This is a genomic window from Reyranella sp. (assembly GCF_036558665.1).
Classification (GTDB): Bacteria; Pseudomonadota; Alphaproteobacteria; order Reyranellales; family Reyranellaceae; genus Reyranella.
In genome coordinates, this window is record NZ_DATBFE010000153.1 from 12,377 (window position 1) to 29,467 (window position 17,091).

Annotated in this window: 18 protein-coding genes; 10 read left to right on the forward strand and 8 right to left on the reverse strand. The window is 65.5% G+C overall.

Features of this window, described 5'->3' with window-relative positions:
- The first annotated feature begins 9 nt into the window (after window positions 1-9).
- From pqqB to VH499_RS22060, 9 genes are all read left to right on the forward strand, one after another.
- Window positions 10-933 (forward strand): pyrroloquinoline quinone biosynthesis protein PqqB, encoded by a 924-nt coding sequence (gene pqqB / locus VH499_RS22020; RefSeq protein WP_332055000.1) that lies wholly within the window; start codon window positions 10-12, stop codon window positions 931-933.
- Window positions 930-1,685 carry a pyrroloquinoline-quinone synthase PqqC gene (pqqC, locus tag VH499_RS22025; protein WP_332054909.1) on the forward strand — a complete coding sequence of 252 codons (756 nt, stop codon included), beginning with the start codon at window positions 930-932 and terminating at the stop codon, window positions 1,683-1,685. The genes pqqB and pqqC overlap by 4 nt, the downstream gene beginning before the upstream one ends.
- A gap of 30 nt (window positions 1,686-1,715) precedes the next feature.
- Window positions 1,716-2,012 carry a pyrroloquinoline quinone biosynthesis peptide chaperone PqqD gene (gene pqqD / locus VH499_RS22030; RefSeq protein WP_332055001.1) on the forward strand — a complete coding sequence of 99 codons (297 nt, stop codon included), beginning with the start codon at window positions 1,716-1,718 and terminating at the stop codon, window positions 2,010-2,012.
- Window positions 1,996-3,093 carry a pyrroloquinoline quinone biosynthesis protein PqqE gene (gene pqqE / locus VH499_RS22035; RefSeq protein WP_332054910.1) on the forward strand — a complete coding sequence of 366 codons (1,098 nt, stop codon included), beginning with the start codon at window positions 1,996-1,998 and terminating at the stop codon, window positions 3,091-3,093. Before pqqD ends, pqqE begins: the two co-directional genes overlap by 17 nt.
- A gap of 133 nt (window positions 3,094-3,226) precedes the next feature.
- Complete coding sequence (locus tag VH499_RS22040; protein ID WP_414709827.1) at window positions 3,227-4,558, forward strand: ABC transporter substrate-binding protein; 1,332 nt, start codon at window positions 3,227-3,229, stop codon at window positions 4,556-4,558.
- A gap of 118 nt (window positions 4,559-4,676) precedes the next feature.
- Complete coding sequence (locus VH499_RS22045) at window positions 4,677-4,919, forward strand: hypothetical protein (protein ID WP_332054912.1); 243 nt, start codon at window positions 4,677-4,679, stop codon at window positions 4,917-4,919.
- A 156-nt stretch (window positions 4,920-5,075) separates the two neighbouring features.
- Entirely contained in the window at window positions 5,076-5,423 is a 348-nt protein-coding gene (locus VH499_RS22050; protein WP_332054913.1) for a hypothetical protein, read from the forward strand.
- Window positions 5,424-5,522: 99 nt separating this feature from the next.
- The gene (locus tag VH499_RS22055) at window positions 5,523-6,869 is read left to right on the forward strand and encodes an MFS transporter (protein ID WP_332054914.1); all 1,347 of its coding nucleotides are present in this window, start codon (window positions 5,523-5,525) and stop codon (window positions 6,867-6,869) included.
- Window positions 6,870-6,874: 5 nt separating this feature from the next.
- Window positions 6,875-7,147, forward strand: a complete 273-nt coding sequence (locus VH499_RS22060; RefSeq protein ID WP_332054915.1) for a hypothetical protein — start codon at window positions 6,875-6,877, stop codon at window positions 7,145-7,147.
- A gap of 35 nt (window positions 7,148-7,182) precedes the next feature.
- Here VH499_RS22060 and VH499_RS22065 read toward each other — a convergent pair whose 3' ends face one another.
- On the reverse strand, window positions 7,183-7,488 hold the full coding sequence (locus VH499_RS22065) for a hypothetical protein (RefSeq protein WP_332054916.1): 306 nt from the start codon (window positions 7,486-7,488) through the stop codon (window positions 7,183-7,185).
- 257 nt (window positions 7,489-7,745) lie between these two features.
- Window positions 7,746-8,762 carry an OmpA family protein gene (locus tag VH499_RS22070; RefSeq protein ID WP_332054917.1) on the reverse strand — a complete coding sequence of 339 codons (1,017 nt, stop codon included), beginning with the start codon at window positions 8,760-8,762 and terminating at the stop codon, window positions 7,746-7,748.
- Window positions 8,763-9,174: 412 nt separating this feature from the next.
- Between VH499_RS22070 and hydA the strand changes: the two genes are divergently transcribed.
- Complete coding sequence (gene hydA / locus VH499_RS22075) at window positions 9,175-10,626, forward strand: dihydropyrimidinase (protein WP_332054918.1); 1,452 nt, start codon at window positions 9,175-9,177, stop codon at window positions 10,624-10,626.
- A gap of 122 nt (window positions 10,627-10,748) precedes the next feature.
- Here hydA and VH499_RS22080 read toward each other — a convergent pair whose 3' ends face one another.
- From VH499_RS22080 to preA, 6 genes are all read right to left on the reverse strand, one after another.
- Entirely contained in the window at window positions 10,749-11,750 is a 1,002-nt protein-coding gene (locus VH499_RS22080; protein ID WP_332054919.1) for an ABC transporter substrate-binding protein, read from the reverse strand.
- Between the two features lie 36 nt (window positions 11,751-11,786).
- A complete protein-coding gene (locus tag VH499_RS22085) occupies window positions 11,787-12,722 on the reverse strand; it encodes an ABC transporter permease (RefSeq protein WP_414709824.1) in 936 nt (311 codons plus the stop codon).
- The gene (locus tag VH499_RS22090) at window positions 12,719-13,642 is read right to left on the reverse strand and encodes an ABC transporter permease (protein ID WP_332054920.1); all 924 of its coding nucleotides are present in this window, start codon (window positions 13,640-13,642) and stop codon (window positions 12,719-12,721) included. Before VH499_RS22090 ends, VH499_RS22085 begins: the two co-directional genes overlap by 4 nt.
- Window positions 13,632-14,393, reverse strand: coding sequence for an ABC transporter ATP-binding protein (locus tag VH499_RS22095; RefSeq protein WP_332055003.1), 762 nt, complete (start codon window positions 14,391-14,393; stop codon window positions 13,632-13,634). The genes VH499_RS22090 and VH499_RS22095 overlap by 11 nt, the downstream gene beginning before the upstream one ends.
- A gap of 144 nt (window positions 14,394-14,537) precedes the next feature.
- Window positions 14,538-15,791: a Zn-dependent hydrolase gene (locus VH499_RS22100; protein WP_332054921.1), complete on the reverse strand. Its 1,254-nt coding sequence runs from the start codon at window positions 15,789-15,791 to the stop codon at window positions 14,538-14,540.
- Window positions 15,792-15,812: 21 nt separating this feature from the next.
- Window positions 15,813-17,090, reverse strand: a complete 1,278-nt coding sequence (preA, locus tag VH499_RS22105; RefSeq protein WP_332054922.1) for an NAD-dependent dihydropyrimidine dehydrogenase subunit PreA — start codon at window positions 17,088-17,090, stop codon at window positions 15,813-15,815.
- Window position 17,091 lies beyond the last annotated feature (1 nt).

Below are 17,091 nucleotides of genomic sequence, written 5' to 3' on the forward strand. Positions count from 1 at the left end.
ACGGTCGCCATGAAGGCCGTCGTTCTGGGTGCAGCTGCCGGCGGTGGCTTCCCCCAATGGAACTCCAACGCAGAAGCCTGCCGTCGGGCTCGGGCTGGCGACGTCAAGGCGTCGCCCAGAACGCAGGCGTCGCTCGCTCTTAGCGGCGATGGCGAGCGTTGGTTCCTGATCAATGCGTCGCCCGACCTTCGCCAGCAAATCGAGGCCCGTCCGTTCCTTCATCCTCGTCGCGGCCTGCGTTCGTCGCCGATCGAAGGGGTGTTGCTGACGGGCGCGGACGTCGACGCGATCGCAGGACTCCTCCATCTCCGGGAACGGCAGGCTCTCACCATCTATGCCAGCGCCCAGGTGCTCGATGTGCTGAAGGCCAATCCGATTTTCGGCGTGCTCGCGGAGAGCTGCGTGCGGCGTCAGGCAGTTCCGCTCGGCTTGCCGGTCGAGTTGCGCCATGTCGATGGCAGCGGCAGCGGGCTCGACGCCGAGCTGTTCGAGGTTCCGGGCAAGGTCGCGCTCTATCTTGAAGCGGGTGACACACCGGGGGAGCTCGCAGGCCGACCGGGCGACACGGTCGGCGTCGAGGTGCGCGCGGGCGGCCGGCGGCTGCTCTACATTCCCGGCTGTGCGCGGATGACCGATGGCCTGAAGCAACGCCTTGCCGGCGCCTCTGTCGTGCTGTTCGACGGGACGCTGTGGCAGGACGACGAGATGATCCGGCTCGGCCTCGGTCCCAAGACCGGGCGACGCATGGGGCACATGAGCGTCAGTGGTCCCGGCGGCACCATCGACGCCTTCCGCGACGTGCCTGTGGGGCGCAAGATCCTGGTCCACATCAACAACTCAAATCCGATCCTGCTCGACGATTCGATCGAGCGCAGGAAGCTCAAGGAAGAGGGTTGGGAGGTGGCCTACGACGGCATGGAGGTGAACCCATGAACGTTCAGGTCGTTGATGCCGCACGCGATCGTCTGCTGACGCCGGACGAGCTCGAGGAGAAACTGCGTGCCATCGGTGCCGAACGTTACCATCATCTGCATCCGTTCCACCGCCTGCTGCATGGCGGCAAGCTCACGCGGGCGCAGGTGCAGGCGTGGGCGCTGAATCGCTACTACTATCAGGCGATGATCCCGATCAAGGACGCGCATGCCCTGTCCAAGTTGCCGACCTCGGAGCTGCGCCGCGAATGGCGCCGGCGGATCATCGATCATGATGGCGATGCACCCGGAGCCGGTGGCATCGAGCGCTGGCTGAAACTCGCCGAGGGCGTCGGCCTGGATCGCGCCTATGTGCAGTCGACGAGGGGTATCCTCCCGGGCACGCGCTTCGCCGTCGAAGCCTATGTCAACTTCGTGCGCGACCGGCCGGTCCTCGAAGGCATCGCTTCTTCGCTGACCGAGATGTTTTCGCCCGGCATCATCGCTGATCGCGTTCGCGGCATGCTGGAAGGTTATTCCTTCGTCACCGAGGAGACATTGGCCTATTTCACGCCCCGGCTAACGCAAGCGCCGCAGGACGTGAACTTTGCGCTTGGCTATGTCAAGGCCGAGGCGCGTACGCCGGCCGAGCAGGAAGCGGTAATGTCGGCTCTGCGCTTCAAGTGCGACGTGCTTTGGGCGCAGCTCGATGCGCTCTATCTCGCCTATGTCGAGCCCGGCATGATTGCGCCGGGCGCGTTCGTGCCGGAGTGACCGGTGGCTCCGGCCAGGGATCGCCTCGTCGTGTCGGCGGCCACGGTCCTGTGCCTCGCGCCCCACGTCGTCTTCCGCTTCGACGAGACGCGGCAGCGCTGGATCATGATGGCGCCCGAACGGCTGATGCTTCCGGACGAGCAGGCGGTCGAGATCCTGCAGCTCGTCGACGGCAAGACGAGGGTCGGCGCCATCGTCGACGGGCTTGCCGCCCGCTACACGCAGGCGCCGCGCGACGTCATCGCCAAGGATGTCACCGCCATGCTGCAGGATCTGGCGGACAAGGGTTGTCTCGTCAATGGCTCGCCCGATGCCGCCGCTGAATGACGTTCGTGTCGACCCGCCGCTGGCGTTGCTCGCCGAGCTCACGCATCGCTGTCCGCTGCGCTGCCCCTATTGCTCCAATCCGCTGAAGTTGGAGCGCGCCTCGGACGAACTGACCGAAGCGGAATGGCGCCGCGTGCTCGGCGAGGCGGCGGCACTCGGGGTCCTGCAGGTGCATTTCTCCGGCGGCGAGCCGATGGCGCGGCGCGACCTCGCGGCACTGGTCGCCGAAGCGAGCGGGCGCGGCCTCTACAGCAATCTGATCACGTCCGGTGCGCTGGGTGGCGAACCCGAACTCCGGGCCTTTGCGGCCGTGGGCCTGAAGCACGTGCAACTGAGCTTCCAGGATGCCGAGTCCGCGAACAACGATCGCATCGCCGGCCTCGCCGGCGCGTATGACAGGAAGACCCGGTTCGCCGCTGCCGTCCGGACGGCCGGCCTGCCGCTTACACTCAACGTGGTGGTCCATCGACAGAATCTCGATCGTCTTTCCGCGATGATCGACATGGCGCTGCGCCTGGGCGCGCGGCGCCTCGAGATTGCGCACGTTCAATACTACGCCTGGGCGCTTGCCAATCGGGCCGCCCTCCTGCCGGGCCGCGCCCAACTCGACGAGGCGACACGGACCGTCGAGGCGGCGCGCGAGAGGCTCAAGGGTATCCTTGCGATCGACTATGTCGTGCCCGACTATCACGGCGTGCGGCCAAAGAGCTGCATGAATGGCTGGGGCCGGCGCTTCATCAACATTTCGCCGGCCGGCAGGGCATTGCCCTGCCATGCCGCCGAGAGCCTGCCCGGTCTCGCCTTTCCTTCGGTGCGGGAGGCTGGCCTGGCCGAGATCTGGTACCGGTCCGAGGCCTTCAATCGCTTCCGCGGAACCGACTGGATGGCCGAACCGTGCCGGAGCTGCGAGCGGCGGACTGTCGACTGGGGTGGTTGTCGCTGCCAGGCGTTCCACCTGGCTGGCGATGCTGCCCGCACCGATCCCGTCTGTGCGCTGTCACCCGACCACGGCCTGGTCGAAGCAGCGCTACGCGACGCCGAGCGCCTGCCCGAGCCCTTCGTTTACCGCCATTTTGGATGAGCGCCGGGCCGTAGGCCCGGTGCGCCGGCCATTGCTCACCGTGTGAATCTCGTTGCCGCCTGGCCTCTGGACGCCTAGCGTCAGCGCAAGGTCTCGCCTGAAGGCCAGACAGAGGAGGAAACACATGGCTTCAATGAAGATTCGTCGTCGTCGTTTTGCCGCCGGCACAGCCGCGCTCTCGACCGCGCTCATCGCGGCTCCCTTCGTGCGCGGCGCCCATGCGGCCGGCAAGCTGTCCATGGGCTTTTGGGATCATTGGGTACCGGGCGCCAACGGCGCGACGGAGAAGCTGGTCAAGGAGTGGGCCGAGAAGGAGAAAGTCGAGGTCCAGATCGATTTCATCACGTCGCAGGGCAACAAACTGCTGCTCACCGGCGCCGCCGAGTCGCAGGCCAAGTCCGGCCACGACATCCTGGCGCTCTCGACCTGGCTGCCGTCCCGCTACAGCGAACTGCTCGCGCCCGTGAACGACGTGATGGACGATCTGATCAAGGCGAACGGCAAGGTGAATGCCACCGTCGAGTATCTCGGCAACATCAAGGGCAAGTGGATCGCCGTGCCGGCCACGGTGGGCAGCCAGATCAAGGGCCCGTGCTCGCGCATCGACTATATGAAGCAGTATGCCGGCATCGACGTACAGGCGATGTATCCCGCGGGAGCGCCGCCCAAGGCCGACGACTGGACGTTCGACGCCTTTCTGAAGGCTGCGGAAGCATGCCACAAGGGCGGCCATCCCTTCGGCATCGGGCTCGGCACCACGGCCGACAACGTCGACACCGCAGGGGCCATTTTCCACGGCTTCGGGGCAGAGCTGGTCGACGACAAGGGCAACATTACGGTGAAGAGCGATGCCGTCCGCCAGGCACTCGACTTCTACAAGAAGCTGATGGCGTTCCTGCCGCCCGACGTGCCCGCCTGGGACGACGCCTCGAACAACAAGTTCCTGGTGTCGGGCCAAGCGTCGATGATCATGAACCCGCCGAGCGCCTGGGCGGTGGCCAAGCGCGATGCGCCCAAGGTGGCCGAGCAGTGCTGGACGCACGGCTTCGCAAAGGGCCCCAAGGGCCGGTTTGCTCCCTTCACGCCGTATTTCTGGGGCATCTGGAGCTTCAGCAAGAACGTGCCGGCGGCCAAGAGCCTGCTGAGGCATCTGTCGCAGGCCTCGTCGGCCGAAAAGATGGTCGAGGCGAGCGGCGGCTACGATCTGCCTTCCTTCGAGAATCTCACCAAGTTCAAGGTCTGGGCCGAGGCGGAGCCGCCCAAGGGCACGCTCTTCCACTATCCCGATCCGTACCACCACCAGATTCTCGCGGCCGCCGGCGCGCCGGCACCGCACAGCATCGGCGAGCGGATCTACACCCAGGCGACGCAAACCCAGATGGCCGTGCGCTACTTCCGCGGCGAGGCGATGGAAAAGACGCTGGCTTGGGCGGAAAGCGAGCTCGAAGGTTACATGCGCAACTGAGTTGGGCGCGCCGCTTCGCCCAGGCGGAGCGGCCTCTCGCTCGGCCGTCCGACGAAAAGGTTCCCTGCGAGAAGTGACAAATCTGCAACCTTCGTCGGGGCGGCGGAGTTAGGTCTATATGCAGAAGGTCACCGCAGGCCGGGGCTTGGCGCACGGCGTCGATGCCGAGGTGGAAACGCTACGGCTTCTCGCCGTCCAGCGTCGCAAGGCGTCGCTAGGCTTGTTCCTCAAGCAGAATGTCTCGCCCGACCTTGGCAGCGAAGCCGGTCCCGCCGAAAAAGCGAAAGCACAAGCCTTGGGTGAACCTTCGGCCGGCCGCGTACGCACCGGTAACGCCATTTCCCGGCTCGAAGGCGCATAGGCTGCCAAAGGCGGGACCACCTCAGACCAGCTCTCCGTCACATTGTTCGTGTTGCAGCCAAGCCACATGTCCGCAACTTTCGCGGCCGATAGCAACGCGAGCACCGCGCAGATCCTTTGTGGGTTGGTCGCCTTTCCGGCGCTCCAAGGAGGTTCGATGACGATCTCGCCAGGCAGTGCTCGAAGACTGTATCCGCAGGCCGCTGCAGGCGTTGAACAAAATTCGGCACATTCCCATTCCAGAGCCGCCGCGCTGTCGCGCCAGCTTTGCGTCGAACTGCAGGCCTTGACGGGCAATGCCAGTTCGAGCGTGTTGCTCGACATCCTGGCGAGCCGGCTTCGGGTGGGCCTGCGCGAACTCGAGCCGGCGCTGGCTTTGGGCATCGAATCCGGATGGATCGAACGCCGGGCCGATGCGGTAGCGCTGCGCGAAGAAGGCCGCCAGGCGACGCTCGTTCGCTGGCCACCGCGCGAACCCTTGCGAGTGCAAAGCCGCTTTCGTTGACGGGACCACTGAAAAACCGTCGAGGCGTCACCGCGTCTCCGGGCATTTGCATGCCTTGTATGTGAAATAGACCGCACGCTTGCCCTATCGACAGGCATAATGACGCCGAGAGGGACCCTTGTCCGGGTCCTGGAATGGGTGGGCATGGTGAAGGACGGCACGAGCGCGGCGGCCATCGAGGCTCGCGCGACGGTTTCCGGTGGCCTCGACAGCCGAGCCTCCTGGAAAGCTGCCTGGCTGACGCTCGCCATCTTGTCGGTGTCCTACGGATCACCGCTCTTGATCGTGGTCGGCATGAAGACCATGCAGGCCGAGCTCGGGACCGAGCGGTCGGTGCTGGCGCTCGCGGGCGCGCTGGTCTGGGTCGGCACCGGCGCGGGCGGCATCCTGATGGGGTGGCTGGCCGATCGCATCGGGGTGCGCTGCACCGTCACGATCGGTGCCTGCATGATCGCCGGCGGTCTCGCACTTTCCTCTACCGGCACGATCTGGGCGCTTTACGTCGGGCACGGCCTGATGATCGGCTTGTTCGGCAATGGCGGCGTCTACCCGCCGTTGCTGGTCTATGTCAGTCGCTGGTTCGAGCGGCGACGCGGCGCGGCGATCGCGCTGATCTCCTCGGGCCAGTACGTCGCGGGCGTCGCCTGGCCGTCGCTATTCGAGCGCGCGATCGACGGCATCGGCTGGCAGATGGCGATGCTCGCTTTCTCCGCAGCCGTGCTGGTTCTCATTCTGCCTGCGACGCTGATGCTGAAACCTGCGCCGGGTCAGCCCATACCTCTTTCCCTCCGGCCTTCGTCGGGTGCGCGAACACAGGCGGAGGGGCGGCTTCGGACGCGTCGTGTCGGGGGCCTTCATCCCAACGTCGCGCAAGCGCTGCTGTGCCTCGCCGGCTTCTTCTGCTGCATCCCGATGTCGCTGCCCTCCTCACACCTCGTGGCCTTCTGCGGCGACATCGGCATCAAGCCGACTCACGGCGCGGCGATGCTTTCGGTGATGCTGGGCGCGGCCTTCCTCGCCCGACAAGCTTGGGGTGCGCTGGCCGACCGCATCGGCGGCTTGCGCACGGTGATGGCCGGTTCGGCCTGCCAAGCCGTCGCCATCGGGTGTTTTCTGCTGACGCAAGACGAGGCGGGGCTGTTCGCCATCGCTGCCGCCTTCGGCCTGGGCTTCAGCGGCATCATCCCTTCCTATGCAGTGGCGATCCGCGACCTCTTTCCCGCCGCCGAGGCCTCCTGGCGCATTCCACTTACGCTCTTCACCGCCATGAGCGGCATGGCCTTCGGGAGCTGGTTCGCGGGCGCCCTGTATGATCACTTCGGTTACTACGCTCCGGCTTTCGGCGTGAGCGTGGTCTTCAATCTCCTGAACCTTGCCGTCGTCGGCTTCCTCGTGCTGCGCCTTGCGGGCGCGCGGCAGGCGGCGGTGTGGTCGGCCGCCGAGTGACGGCCATGCGCCTGGCTTCCTCGACCACTACGTTTGCCGATCTCGATCGGGCCGGACGGGCGGTACGGGTCGAATGTCAGCGTTGCGGTCATCTCGAGACGCTTGATGGCGATAGCGCTGCCCTTGCCGCCCGGCGCGTGTCCGGTGCCCGCTTCCGCTGCGTCGCCTGCGGCGCCTTCGGCCTGCCGACCATCGTCGACAAGCCGCGCCGGCTTTCGACCGACCGGCTGGCGCGGCATGCCAGAAGCGTCGAGCGGCCACCGCGGTCGAAGCGCTGAGTGCCGAGGACGGTGTCCGTCGGCCGGGATGGAGGTTATTCCGGCGTGCCGGCGATGCGGAAGGCAGCCGCCGCCTGCTCGCCGGAGCCCGTCAGGTCGCCGGTCGTGAAGACATCGTCCGCCGGCCGGTCGGCCATAAGCCGCAGTGCGATCATGCTGGCCAGGAGAACCATCGAGGTGACGATGCAGGAGACGGTGAGCGCGCCTGCCCAGTCATAGGAGGGCGCCATTGCATCAAGGAGGTATTGCCCGAGCCAGACGAGCCCGTAGATCACCTGGACCATCGCCGTGGTGATCAGCGCGGTTCCTGCAGCCACGACGGCCGGCAGCATTTTGGTCACGATCGGTGCGCTCCTGAAAGGCCAGTCCAATGTGATCGCGTTGACTCACAGCAGCAAGGATGATCGCGATCGATTTGGTTACATTTGTATTCATCTGAGGAAAACCGAGCCATGGCTTGACGAACCGCGCAAGGCGCGCTGCGAGTGACTGCCGGTGTTCGTCTCGACGCGGATCGTGGACTGAAACTGAAGAAGTCGAAAAAAGAGGCGGCCGATGGGCCGCCTCCTTCGTTCTCTTTCATTCTTTCGAGTGTCGGCTACTGGAGCACGATCACGACGCGGCGATTCTGCGGCTCGCGTACGCCGTCGCCGGTCGGGACGAGCAGGTCGGCCTCGCCCTTGCCGACGACGGAGATCGCCGTGGCCGGCACACCGTCGCGCACCAGCGCGTCCTTGACCGCGTTGGCACGACGCAGCGACAGCGCCATGTTGTAGTTCGCCGGGCCGGAGGTATCGGTGTGCCCGGTCGCGGTGATGCGCGCACTGCCTTTGGTCTTGTAGGCGTCGGCCGCCTGCTTGATCGTGTTCAGGGCCTGGGCCGACAGGTTCGAGCGATCCCAGTCGAAGAACACCATGAACGACGGCGCAGCCACCGGCGGCGGCGGTGGAGGAGGCGCCGCCATCGCGGGTGCGCCGAACTTGTACTGCAGGCCGACCATCAGGTTGAAGTTGTTGTCGCTCGGCGTGCCACTGAGGCTGACGGGCCCGCTGAACCAACCCAAGGTCGGGCTGGTCGTGCCGTAGTACCGCCCCTCGAGGTTCAGGCGGAACTGCTCATTGATGTTCCAGCCGATGCCGATGATGCCCTGATAGGCGAATTGGGTGCTGCTGACAGTGCTGTTGAGCGCCGAGGCATCGATGAAGGCGACGCCCAGACCTGCGCCGATGTAGGGCACAATGGTCTGACCGGCGAAGAAGTCATAGTACACATTGGCCATGACCGACGCCTGGTGCCAGTCTACGCCCGCCGTGAAACCGGAGACAGCCAGCGAACCCGTATTGTCGCGATAGATCCCTTCCAACTCGACGCGCGGCCCGACAAAGTCGTAGCCGATCACGCCACCGGCCGCCCAGCCGGTATCGAAAGAGGCATTCGCTGTCCCGCTGAGCGTGCCCAAGCCGGTAATGCTGCCGGTCCCAGTGAAGGAATTGTTCAGCAGCCAGTTCAGACCGCCCTCGGCACCGATATAGAAGCCGGGGTACTGGAGGGATTGCGCCTGAGCTGCGAGCGGAAGCGCACCGACAAGCGCGGCCGCGATCAACATCTTCTTCATCTGACTCTGATCTCCCAATACACGGAGTACGACAGGTTGCATTTCCTGGCGCTTCATCCATAGTGTAATCGAAAGCCGGTCGGGCGGACACGCTTTTAAGCCTGTTGCGTGTGCATTTCGATGTGGTTGTGTTGAAACTGCAACAGCCGTTCTGCCGGCAAGGATTTGCAGTTTCACATGCTCTGATTCCGATTGATATCCGGAGTTGATCAACCTATGATTGTCTGGTCGGGACGAGCACCGACAATTTGAGCGTTGGCGACGCCCGCCTTCTTCCCCGAAGGCGGGCGTTACTTTTTGAAAATGGTCGGGCCGTCGCGGCCGCGCGAGGGACCGATCTTTTTGCCTGTCGCGGGTCCTGGACGATTGGGCTAGTGTTTTCTGATCAATTGGTCAGGTTCTGGAGGCAGGCATGGCAACGTTGATCCGCGGCGGTACCGTCGTGACCGCCGACCAAAGCTACCGCGCGGACGTTCTGTGCGAGGGCGGCGTGATCGGGGAGATCGCGCCCCGGATCGAAGCGCCTGCCGGGGCGCGGGTGATCGAGGCCGGTGGTCAGCTGGTCATCCCGGGCGGCATCGATCCGCACACCCACATGGAGCTGCCCTTCATGGGCACCACCGCCTCGGAGGACTTCTTCTCCGGCACCGCGGCGGGCTTCGCCGGCGGCACGACGATGATCATCGACTTCGTCATTCCCGATCCGAAAGAGCCGCTGCTCGCCGCCTACAAGAAGTGGCGCGGCTGGGCGGAGAAGGCCGCGGGCGACTATTCCTTCCATGTCGCCGTCACCTGGTGGGACGAGTCGGTGCATCGCGACATGGGCACACTCACGAAGGAGCACGGCGTCAACTCCTTCAAGCATTTCATGGCCTACAAAGGCGCCATCATGGCAGACGACGAGGTCATGGTGAATTCCTTCACCCGTGCCCGCGAACTTGGTGCCATCTGCACCGTGCACGCCGAGAATGGCGAACTGGTTTTCCATCTCCAGCAGGAGCTGCTCAAGGCCGGCATCACCGGTCCCGAGGCCCATCCGCTGTCACGGCCGCCGGAAGTCGAGGGCGAGGCCGCCAACCGCGCGATCCGCATCGCCCAGGTGATCGGCGTGCCACTCTACATTGTGCACAACTCCTGCCGCGAGGCGCTCGAGGCGATCACGCGAGCCCGCAACGAGGGCCAGCGCGTGTTCGGCGAGGTCCTCGCGGGCCATCTCGTGGTCGACGATTCGGTCTATCGCCATCCCGACTGGAACGTGGCGGCCGCCCATGTGATGAGCCCGCCGTTCCGGCCCAGGGAACATCAGGAGGTGCTGTGGCGCGGCTTGCAGTCGGGCAACCTGCAGACCACCGCGACCGATCATTGCTGCTTCTGCGCGCCGCAGAAGGCGATGGGCCGCACCGACTTCACGCGGATCCCCAACGGCACCGGCGGCGTCGAGGATCGCATGTCGATCCTCTGGCATTACGGCGTGGGCACGGGGCGATTGACGCCCAGCGAGTTCGTCCGCGTCACTTCCACCAACGCGGCGCAGATCTTCAACATCTATCCGCGCAAGGGTTCGGTGAGCGTGGGCGCCGATGCCGATCTCGTGGTGTGGGATCCAAAGGCTACGCGTACCATCTCGGCCAAGACCCATCATCAGAAGGTCGACTACAACATCTTCGAGGGCCTTACGGTGCAGGGCGTGGCGACGCACACGATCAGCCAAGGCAACGTGGTATGGGCCGACGGCAAGCTCGACGCGAAGAAAGGCGCCGGCCGCTATATCCCGCGCCCGACCTTCGCCCCCGTCTTCGAGGCGGTTCGCCGGCAGTCCGAACTCAGGGCGCCGCGGGCCGTGCCGCGCGTGGCGGCAGAATAGAGTCTTCCGGACCGCGAGCCTCTGGCTCGCTAAATGCATGAGCGAGCGAGACGCTCGCGGTCCAAAGGAAAAAGAGAGAGGCCATCGGCCTCCCTCTTGTCGGTTAGCGGCGTGGTCTACGCCTACTTCTTCATTGCCTTGTCCCACACCTCGTGGGTCCAGGCGCCGGCCGGCTTCTTGGTGATGACCGGATCGGAGCTGCCCTTCAGCAGCACGTCGACCGTGCGCTGGTAGTCGGCCTCCTCGAGATAGCCGAGGCCCTTGGGCTGATCGGCGACGAGCTTGGCGATTTCGCCCATCATCTGGGTCTGGTGGTGTTCGGTCTGGGCGCCCGTCGTGTCGTTCTTGAGCACGATCTTGACCGCCTCGGGCTGGTTCTTGATCGCGTAGTCCCAGCCCTTCATCGAGGCGCGCACGAAGCGGGCGAGCTTGTCGACCATCGCCGGATCCTTGAGCTTGGCCTCGACGGTGTAGAGCCCGTCCTCGAGGGTAGCCACGCCCTGATCCTCGTACTTGAACACGACGAGGTCGGCGGGCTTAACGCCGGCGTCGATCACCTGCCAGTACTCGTTGTAGGTCATGGTCGAGATGCAGGCCGCCTGCTTCTGCAGGAGGGGATCGACATTGAAGCCCTGCTTCAGGACCTTGATGTCGGCGTTGGGGCCGGAGGTCTTGTAGTGAAGCTTGTCCATCCAGGACAGGAAGGGATATTCGTTGCCGCCGAACCAGACACCCAGCGTCTTGCCCTTGAAGTCGGCCGGCGTCTTGATGCCCGAATCCTTGCGGCAAGTGAGCTCCATGCCCGAGCGCTTGAACACCTGGGCGATATTGACGAGCGGGATGCCCTTCTCGCGCGTCGCCAGCGCCGAGGGCATCCAGTCGATGACCACGTCGGCGCCGCCGCCGGCGATCACTTGCGGCGGGGCGACATCAGGGCCGCCGGCCTTGATGGTGACGTCGAGGTTCTCGTCCTTGTAGAAGCCCTTGTCCTTGGCCACGTAGTACCCCGCGAACTGGGCCTGGGTGACCCATTTGAGCTGCAGGGTGAGCTTGTCCGCCGCCTGCGCGCTCAGGCCGGACAACGCCAGGACGGCGGCGCCAGCCAGGATGGGAAGTCTCTTCATACGTTGCTCCTTGTTTGTCGCTGTCCGTTGCTCCGCTCAATTCCGCTCCTGGCGATAGGACGGGTGCCAGAAGGTGAACCCCCGCTCGATGAGCGCGAGGATGCCGTAGAAGACGGATCCGGCGAGGGCCGCCACCGCGATCGTCGCCCATACCATGTCGACGTTCATGCGGCCGATCTCGACGGAAATGCGAAAGCCCATGCCGACCACCGGCGTGCCGAAGAATTCGGCGACGATGCCGCCGATCAGCGCCAGCGTGGAGTTGATCTTGAGCGCGTTGAACACGAACGGCAGCGCGATCGGCAGACGGAGCTTGGCCAGCGTCTGGCCATACCCCGCGGCGTAGGAGTGCATCAGGTCGCGCTCGATCGCGGACGCCGCAGCGAGTCCCGCCAGCGTGTTCACCAGCATGGGGAAGAAGGTCATCACCACGATCACCGCGGCCTTCGACTGCCAGTCGAAGCCGAACCACATGACCATGATCGGCGCGATGCCGACGACGGGAATCGCGCTGACCAAAGCGCCGAGCGGCAGCAGACCGCGCTGCAGGAAGGGGCTGCGGTCGACGAGGATGGCGACGAGGAAGCCCAGGCCGGAACCCAGCGTGAAGCCTGCCAGCACCGACTTCAGGAACGTCTGGCGGAAGTCCTGCCATTCGAGGTCGAGGTTGTTGGCGAGCTGATGGCCGATGCGGGCCGGACTCGGCAGCAGGATGGCCGGCACCTCGAAGCCCACGGTCAGCACCTGCCAGAGATAGAGCAGCAGCAGGCCGAACAGGCCGGGTACGAGCAGTGCCGCGATCCAGCGCGGCTTGTCGATGCACGCGAGGCGCTCCAACCCGATCCACGAGACGACGGCGACAGCGCCGACCAGCATCCAGAAGACGAGCGTTGGCGACATGCTTTCGAGCAGGAGCAGCGATGCGACTGCACCCGCGAGCGCCAGCGCAATCGCGAGCACCCCCGTCTTCATGTTGTGCCGCCCATGCGGCGGAGCGTCAGCCGTTCAACGGCGCCGATCGCCGCGACGAAGACCATGCCCAGCAGAGCGGCCATGAAGAGCGCCGACCAGATCTGCACCGTCTGACCATAGTAGGAGCCGCTCAGGAGACGTGCGCCCAGACCTTCCTGCGCGCCGGTCGGCAGCTCGCCCACGATGGCGCCGACCAGGCTGATGGCGATCGCCACCTTGAGCGAGGTGAACAGGAACGCGACCGAGGCCGGCCAGCGCAACTTCCAGAACACCTGTGGCGGCGTCGCCGAATAGGTGCGCATCAGGTCGAGCTGCAGGGGGTCGGGCGAGCGCAACCCCTTCACCATGCCGATGGTCACCGGGAAGAAGCAGAGATACATCGAGATCACCGCTTTCGGCATAAGTCCGGTCAGGCCCACGTTGCCCAGCACGACAATGATCATGGGGGCGATGGCCAGGATCGGGACGGTCTGCGAAGCGATGATCCAGGGCAGCAGGCTGCGGTCGAGCGCGCGCCAGCTCACGATGCCGACGGCCAGCAGGATGCCGAGCAACGTGCCGAAGGCGAAGCCCACGAAGGCGGCAGAGCCCGTGACGTAGGCGTGGTAGACGAGGCTGCGCGGCGAAGTGACGTCGCGGGCAAAGACGCTGTCACAGAACTCGATCGCGACCTGATGCGGCGCCGGCAGGACGGGCCGGTCGAGCGACCACGCGGTACACACGAACTCGGCCGCCGTCGCCGGCTTCTCGGCCTGCTCGAGCCGCTGCTCGACCAGTCCCGCATTGAGCCAGATGGCGCCGAGATACCACACGACAACGATGATCCCGAGCACGACCGTGACCGGCAGCGCCGTGCCTTCGCGCAGACGGCCGAGGGCAGCCGAGAGGCCGAGTGGCCGGGCGAGGGCCTCAGTCGTCATAGGAATGGCCGGCGCGCAGCGCGAGCCGGACACGGTGGGCGATGTCCAGGAACGCCGGCGTCTCGCGCACGTCGAGCGTGCGCTCGGCCGGCAGGGTGCAGTCGATCACCTCGAGGATGCGGCCAGGCCGCGGCGACATCACCACGATGCGGTTGGACAGGAACACCGCTTCGGGAATCGAGTGAGTGACGAAGATCACTGTCTTCCGGGTCTGCTCCCAGAGCCGCAGAAGCTGCTCGTTCAGGTGATCGCGCGTGATCTCGTCGAGTGCGCCGAACGGCTCGTCCATCAGCAGGAGCTTTGGCTCGAAGCTGAGCGCCCGTGCGATCGAGACACGCTGCTGCATGCCGCCCGAAAGCTGCCACGGGAACTTGGTGGCGAAGTCGTTGAGCCCGACCATGTCGAGATAGCGCGTGGCCCGTGCCTCGCGCTCGGCGCGCGGCACACCCATGATCTCGAGCGGCAGCATGAGATTGCGCCGCACGCTGCGCCAAGGGTAGAGCGCCGGCGCCTGGAAGACGTAGCCGTAGGCGCGCGCGAGCCGCGCCTGCTCGGGCGACATGCCGTTCACCGTGATCCGGCCGGCGGTCGGCCGCTCGAGGTCGGCCATCACCCGCATCAGCGTGGTCTTCCCGCAGCCCGACGGCCCGATCAGCGAAACGAACTCGCCCGCCTTGACCTGGAGATTGACTTTCGACAGCGCCGCGACCGGCGCATCCGCCGTCTCGAAAGTGAGCGACAGGTCGTGCATGTCGATGGCGACCGGCCCTGTCCCGAGCTGGGCGGCCGGCCGCGGAGTCTCGGCATTCATGGGCGTCGCCGCGCGCAGCGTTTGCACGTCAATGGCTCCCCCGACCGGATGGTCGCAGCACCGCCTTCAATCTGTCAAACCGCATCACGGTGCGTTGGCCCGGGAAAGCATCGCCTGCAACAGCACGTTGCAGCCGGCGGCGATGTCGCCGGGCGCGGCGTTCTCCACTTCGTTGTGGGAGATGCCGTCCTCGCAAGGCACGAACACCATCGCGGTCGGCGCCACGCGCGCGATGTAGCAGGAATCGTGTCCGGCGCCGGAGATGATCGGCATGTTCTCGTAGCCCAGTGTTTGGGCGCCATCCTGCACCGCGGCCACGCACTTCTTGTCGAAAGCGACCGGTGGCGAATACCAGATCTGCTCGAGTTGAAGCTGCAGGCCGATCTCGCCCGCGATGCGCTGTGCGGTCGTACGCAGTTCGGCATCCATCCTGGAAAGCGTCGCATCGTCGGGATGGCGGAAGTCGACGGTGAAGAAGACCTTGCCGGGGATGGTGTTGCGCGAGTTGGGGCTCACCTGCATCAGCCCGACCGTGGCGCAGGCATAGGGCTGGTTGGCAAGGCCGATGCGATTGACTTCGTGCACGAGCCGCGAGGCGCCGAGCAGGGCATCCTTGCGGCGACGCATCGGCGTGGGACCGGCATGCGCCTCCTGACCGACCAGCGTGATCTCGTACCACCGCTGACCCTGTGCGCCCTGCACGATGCCGATCGTCTTCTTCTCGGCTTCGAGGATCGGGCCCTGCTCGATATGCGTCTCGAAGAAAGCGCCGAACTTGCGGCCGCCCACGGGCAAATCGCCAGCATAGCCGATGCGCTTCAGCTCCTCGCCCATGGTCTTGCCGTCGAGGTCCTTGCGGGTAAGGCCGTATTCCTCGTCGAACACGCCCGCGAACACGCCGGAGGCGACCATGGCCGGCGCGAAGCGCGAGCCCTCTTCGTTGGTCCAGACCACCACTTCGATGGGGGCGGTGGTTTCATAGTTGAGATCGTTCAGCGTGCGGATCACCTCGAGGCCGGCCAGGACGCCATAGACACCGTCGAATTTTCCTCCCGTCGGCTGGCTGTCGAGGTGGCTGCCGGTGCCGACCGGCGGCAATGAGTTGTCGCGTCCCGGCCGACGGGCGAAGATGTTGCCCATGCGGTCGACCGAGACCGTGCAGCCTGCCTCCTTGCACCATCCCACGAAAAGGTCGCGGCCCTCGCGATCGAGATCGGTCAGCGCCAACCGGCAGACACCGCCTTTCTCGGTGGCGCCGATCTTCGCCATCTCCATCAGGCTTTGCCACAGGCGTTCGCCGTTGATGCGCAGGTTCTTGCCGGTCGTCGCGTCGCTCATGATTCCTCTCGAAGGTTCCGACTATTCGGCAGCCTGCCGCAGCGGATTGTTGGGATGCTCGAGCCAGGTGATCGGTTTCTGGCCGTTGGGCACCTCAATCATGCTGATGCAGCCCGTCACGGGGCAGGCGTACATGCAAAGGTTGCAGCCCACGCACTCCTTGTCGATCACCTCGTAGCGCCGCTCGCCATTGGTCTTGAGAGCGGCGATCGACTGGTGAGAGGTGTCCTCGCAGGCGATATGGCACAGGCCGCACTTGATGCAGGTATCCTGGTCGATGCGGGCGACGATCTTGTAGTTGAGGTCGAGGTGCTGCCAGTCCGTTACGTTGGGCAGCGCGCGGCCGACGATCGCGTCGAGCCGGCCGTGGCCCTTGGCATCGAGCCAGTTGCCGAGGCCGTCCACCATGTCGTCGATAATCTTGAAGCCGTAGTGCATGGCGGCCGTGCAGACCTGCACCGTGCCGGCGCCGAGCGAATGGAACTCCGCCGCGTCGCGCCAGGTCGCGATGCCGCCGATGCCGGAGATCGGCAACCCGGTGCATTCCGGATCGCGGCCGATCTCCGAGATCATGTGCAGCGCGATCGGCTTCACCGCCGGCCCGCAATAGCCGCCGTGCGTGCCCTTGCCGCCGACGACCGGATAGGGCGCCATGCGGTCGAGATCGACACCGATGATCGAATTGACGGTGTTGATCAGCGACACGCCGTCGGCGCCGCCGCGCTTGGCCGCGCGCGCCGAACCCAGGATGTTCGTGACATTGGGCGTCAGCTTCACCAGCACTGGCATACGCGTGTTCTGCTTGCACCAGCGCGTGACCATCTCGACATAGTCCGGCACCTGGCCGACGGCGGCGCCCATGCCACGCTCGGACATGCCGTGCGGACAGCCGAAATTGAGCTCGACGCCGTCGGCGCTGGTCTCCTCGACGCGTCTGAGGATCTGTTTCCAGCTCTCCTCGACGCAGGGCACCATCAGCGACACGACCAGCGCGCGGTCGGGCCAGTCGCGTTTCACTTCCTTGATCTCGTCGAGATTGACCTGCAGCGGTCGGTCGGTGATCAGCTCTATGTTGGTGAAGCCCACCATGTGCTGGCCGCCGACTTCGAGTGCGCCATAGCGCGAGGCGGTATTGACGATCGGCGGTCCATCCTCGCCCAGCGTCTTCCACACCACGCCACCCCAGCCCGCCTTGAAAGCACGGACGACGTTGTAGGCCTTGTCGGTCGGCGGTGCCGACGCGAGCCAGAAGGGGTTGGGCGACTTGATGCCGGCGAAGGTGGTGCGGAGATCGGCCACG

Coding starts and splice junctions, on each gene's coding strand:
- pqqB (WP_332055000.1), top strand. CDS start 10: ATGAAGGCCGTCGTTCTGGGTGCAGCTGCCGGCGGTGGCTTCCCCCAA.
- pqqC (WP_332054909.1), top strand. CDS start 930: ATGAACGTTCAGGTCGTTGATGCCGCACGCGATCGTCTGCTGACGCCG.
- pqqE (WP_332054910.1), top strand. CDS start 1,996: ATGCCGCCGCTGAATGACGTTCGTGTCGACCCGCCGCTGGCGTTGCTC.
- VH499_RS22040 (WP_414709827.1), top strand. CDS start 3,227: ATGAAGATTCGTCGTCGTCGTTTTGCCGCCGGCACAGCCGCGCTCTCG.
- VH499_RS22045 (WP_332054912.1), top strand. CDS start 4,677: ATGCAGAAGGTCACCGCAGGCCGGGGCTTGGCGCACGGCGTCGATGCC.
- VH499_RS22050 (WP_332054913.1), top strand. CDS start 5,076: ATGACGATCTCGCCAGGCAGTGCTCGAAGACTGTATCCGCAGGCCGCT.
- VH499_RS22055 (WP_332054914.1), top strand. CDS start 5,523: ATGACGCCGAGAGGGACCCTTGTCCGGGTCCTGGAATGGGTGGGCATG.
- VH499_RS22060 (WP_332054915.1), top strand. CDS start 6,875: ATGCGCCTGGCTTCCTCGACCACTACGTTTGCCGATCTCGATCGGGCC.
- VH499_RS22070 (WP_332054917.1), bottom strand. CDS start 8,762: ATGAAGAAGATGTTGATCGCGGCCGCGCTTGTCGGTGCGCTTCCGCTC.
- hydA (WP_332054918.1), top strand. CDS start 9,175: ATGGCAACGTTGATCCGCGGCGGTACCGTCGTGACCGCCGACCAAAGC.
- VH499_RS22080 (WP_332054919.1), bottom strand. CDS start 11,750: ATGAAGAGACTTCCCATCCTGGCTGGCGCCGCCGTCCTGGCGTTGTCC.
- VH499_RS22085 (WP_414709824.1), bottom strand. CDS start 12,722: ATGAAGACGGGGGTGCTCGCGATTGCGCTGGCGCTCGCGGGTGCAGTC.
- VH499_RS22090 (WP_332054920.1), bottom strand. CDS start 13,642: ATGACGACTGAGGCCCTCGCCCGGCCACTCGGCCTCTCGGCTGCCCTC.
- VH499_RS22095 (WP_332055003.1), bottom strand. CDS start 14,393: ATGCACGACCTGTCGCTCACTTTCGAGACGGCGGATGCGCCGGTCGCG.
- VH499_RS22100 (WP_332054921.1), bottom strand. CDS start 15,791: ATGAGCGACGCGACGACCGGCAAGAACCTGCGCATCAACGGCGAACGC.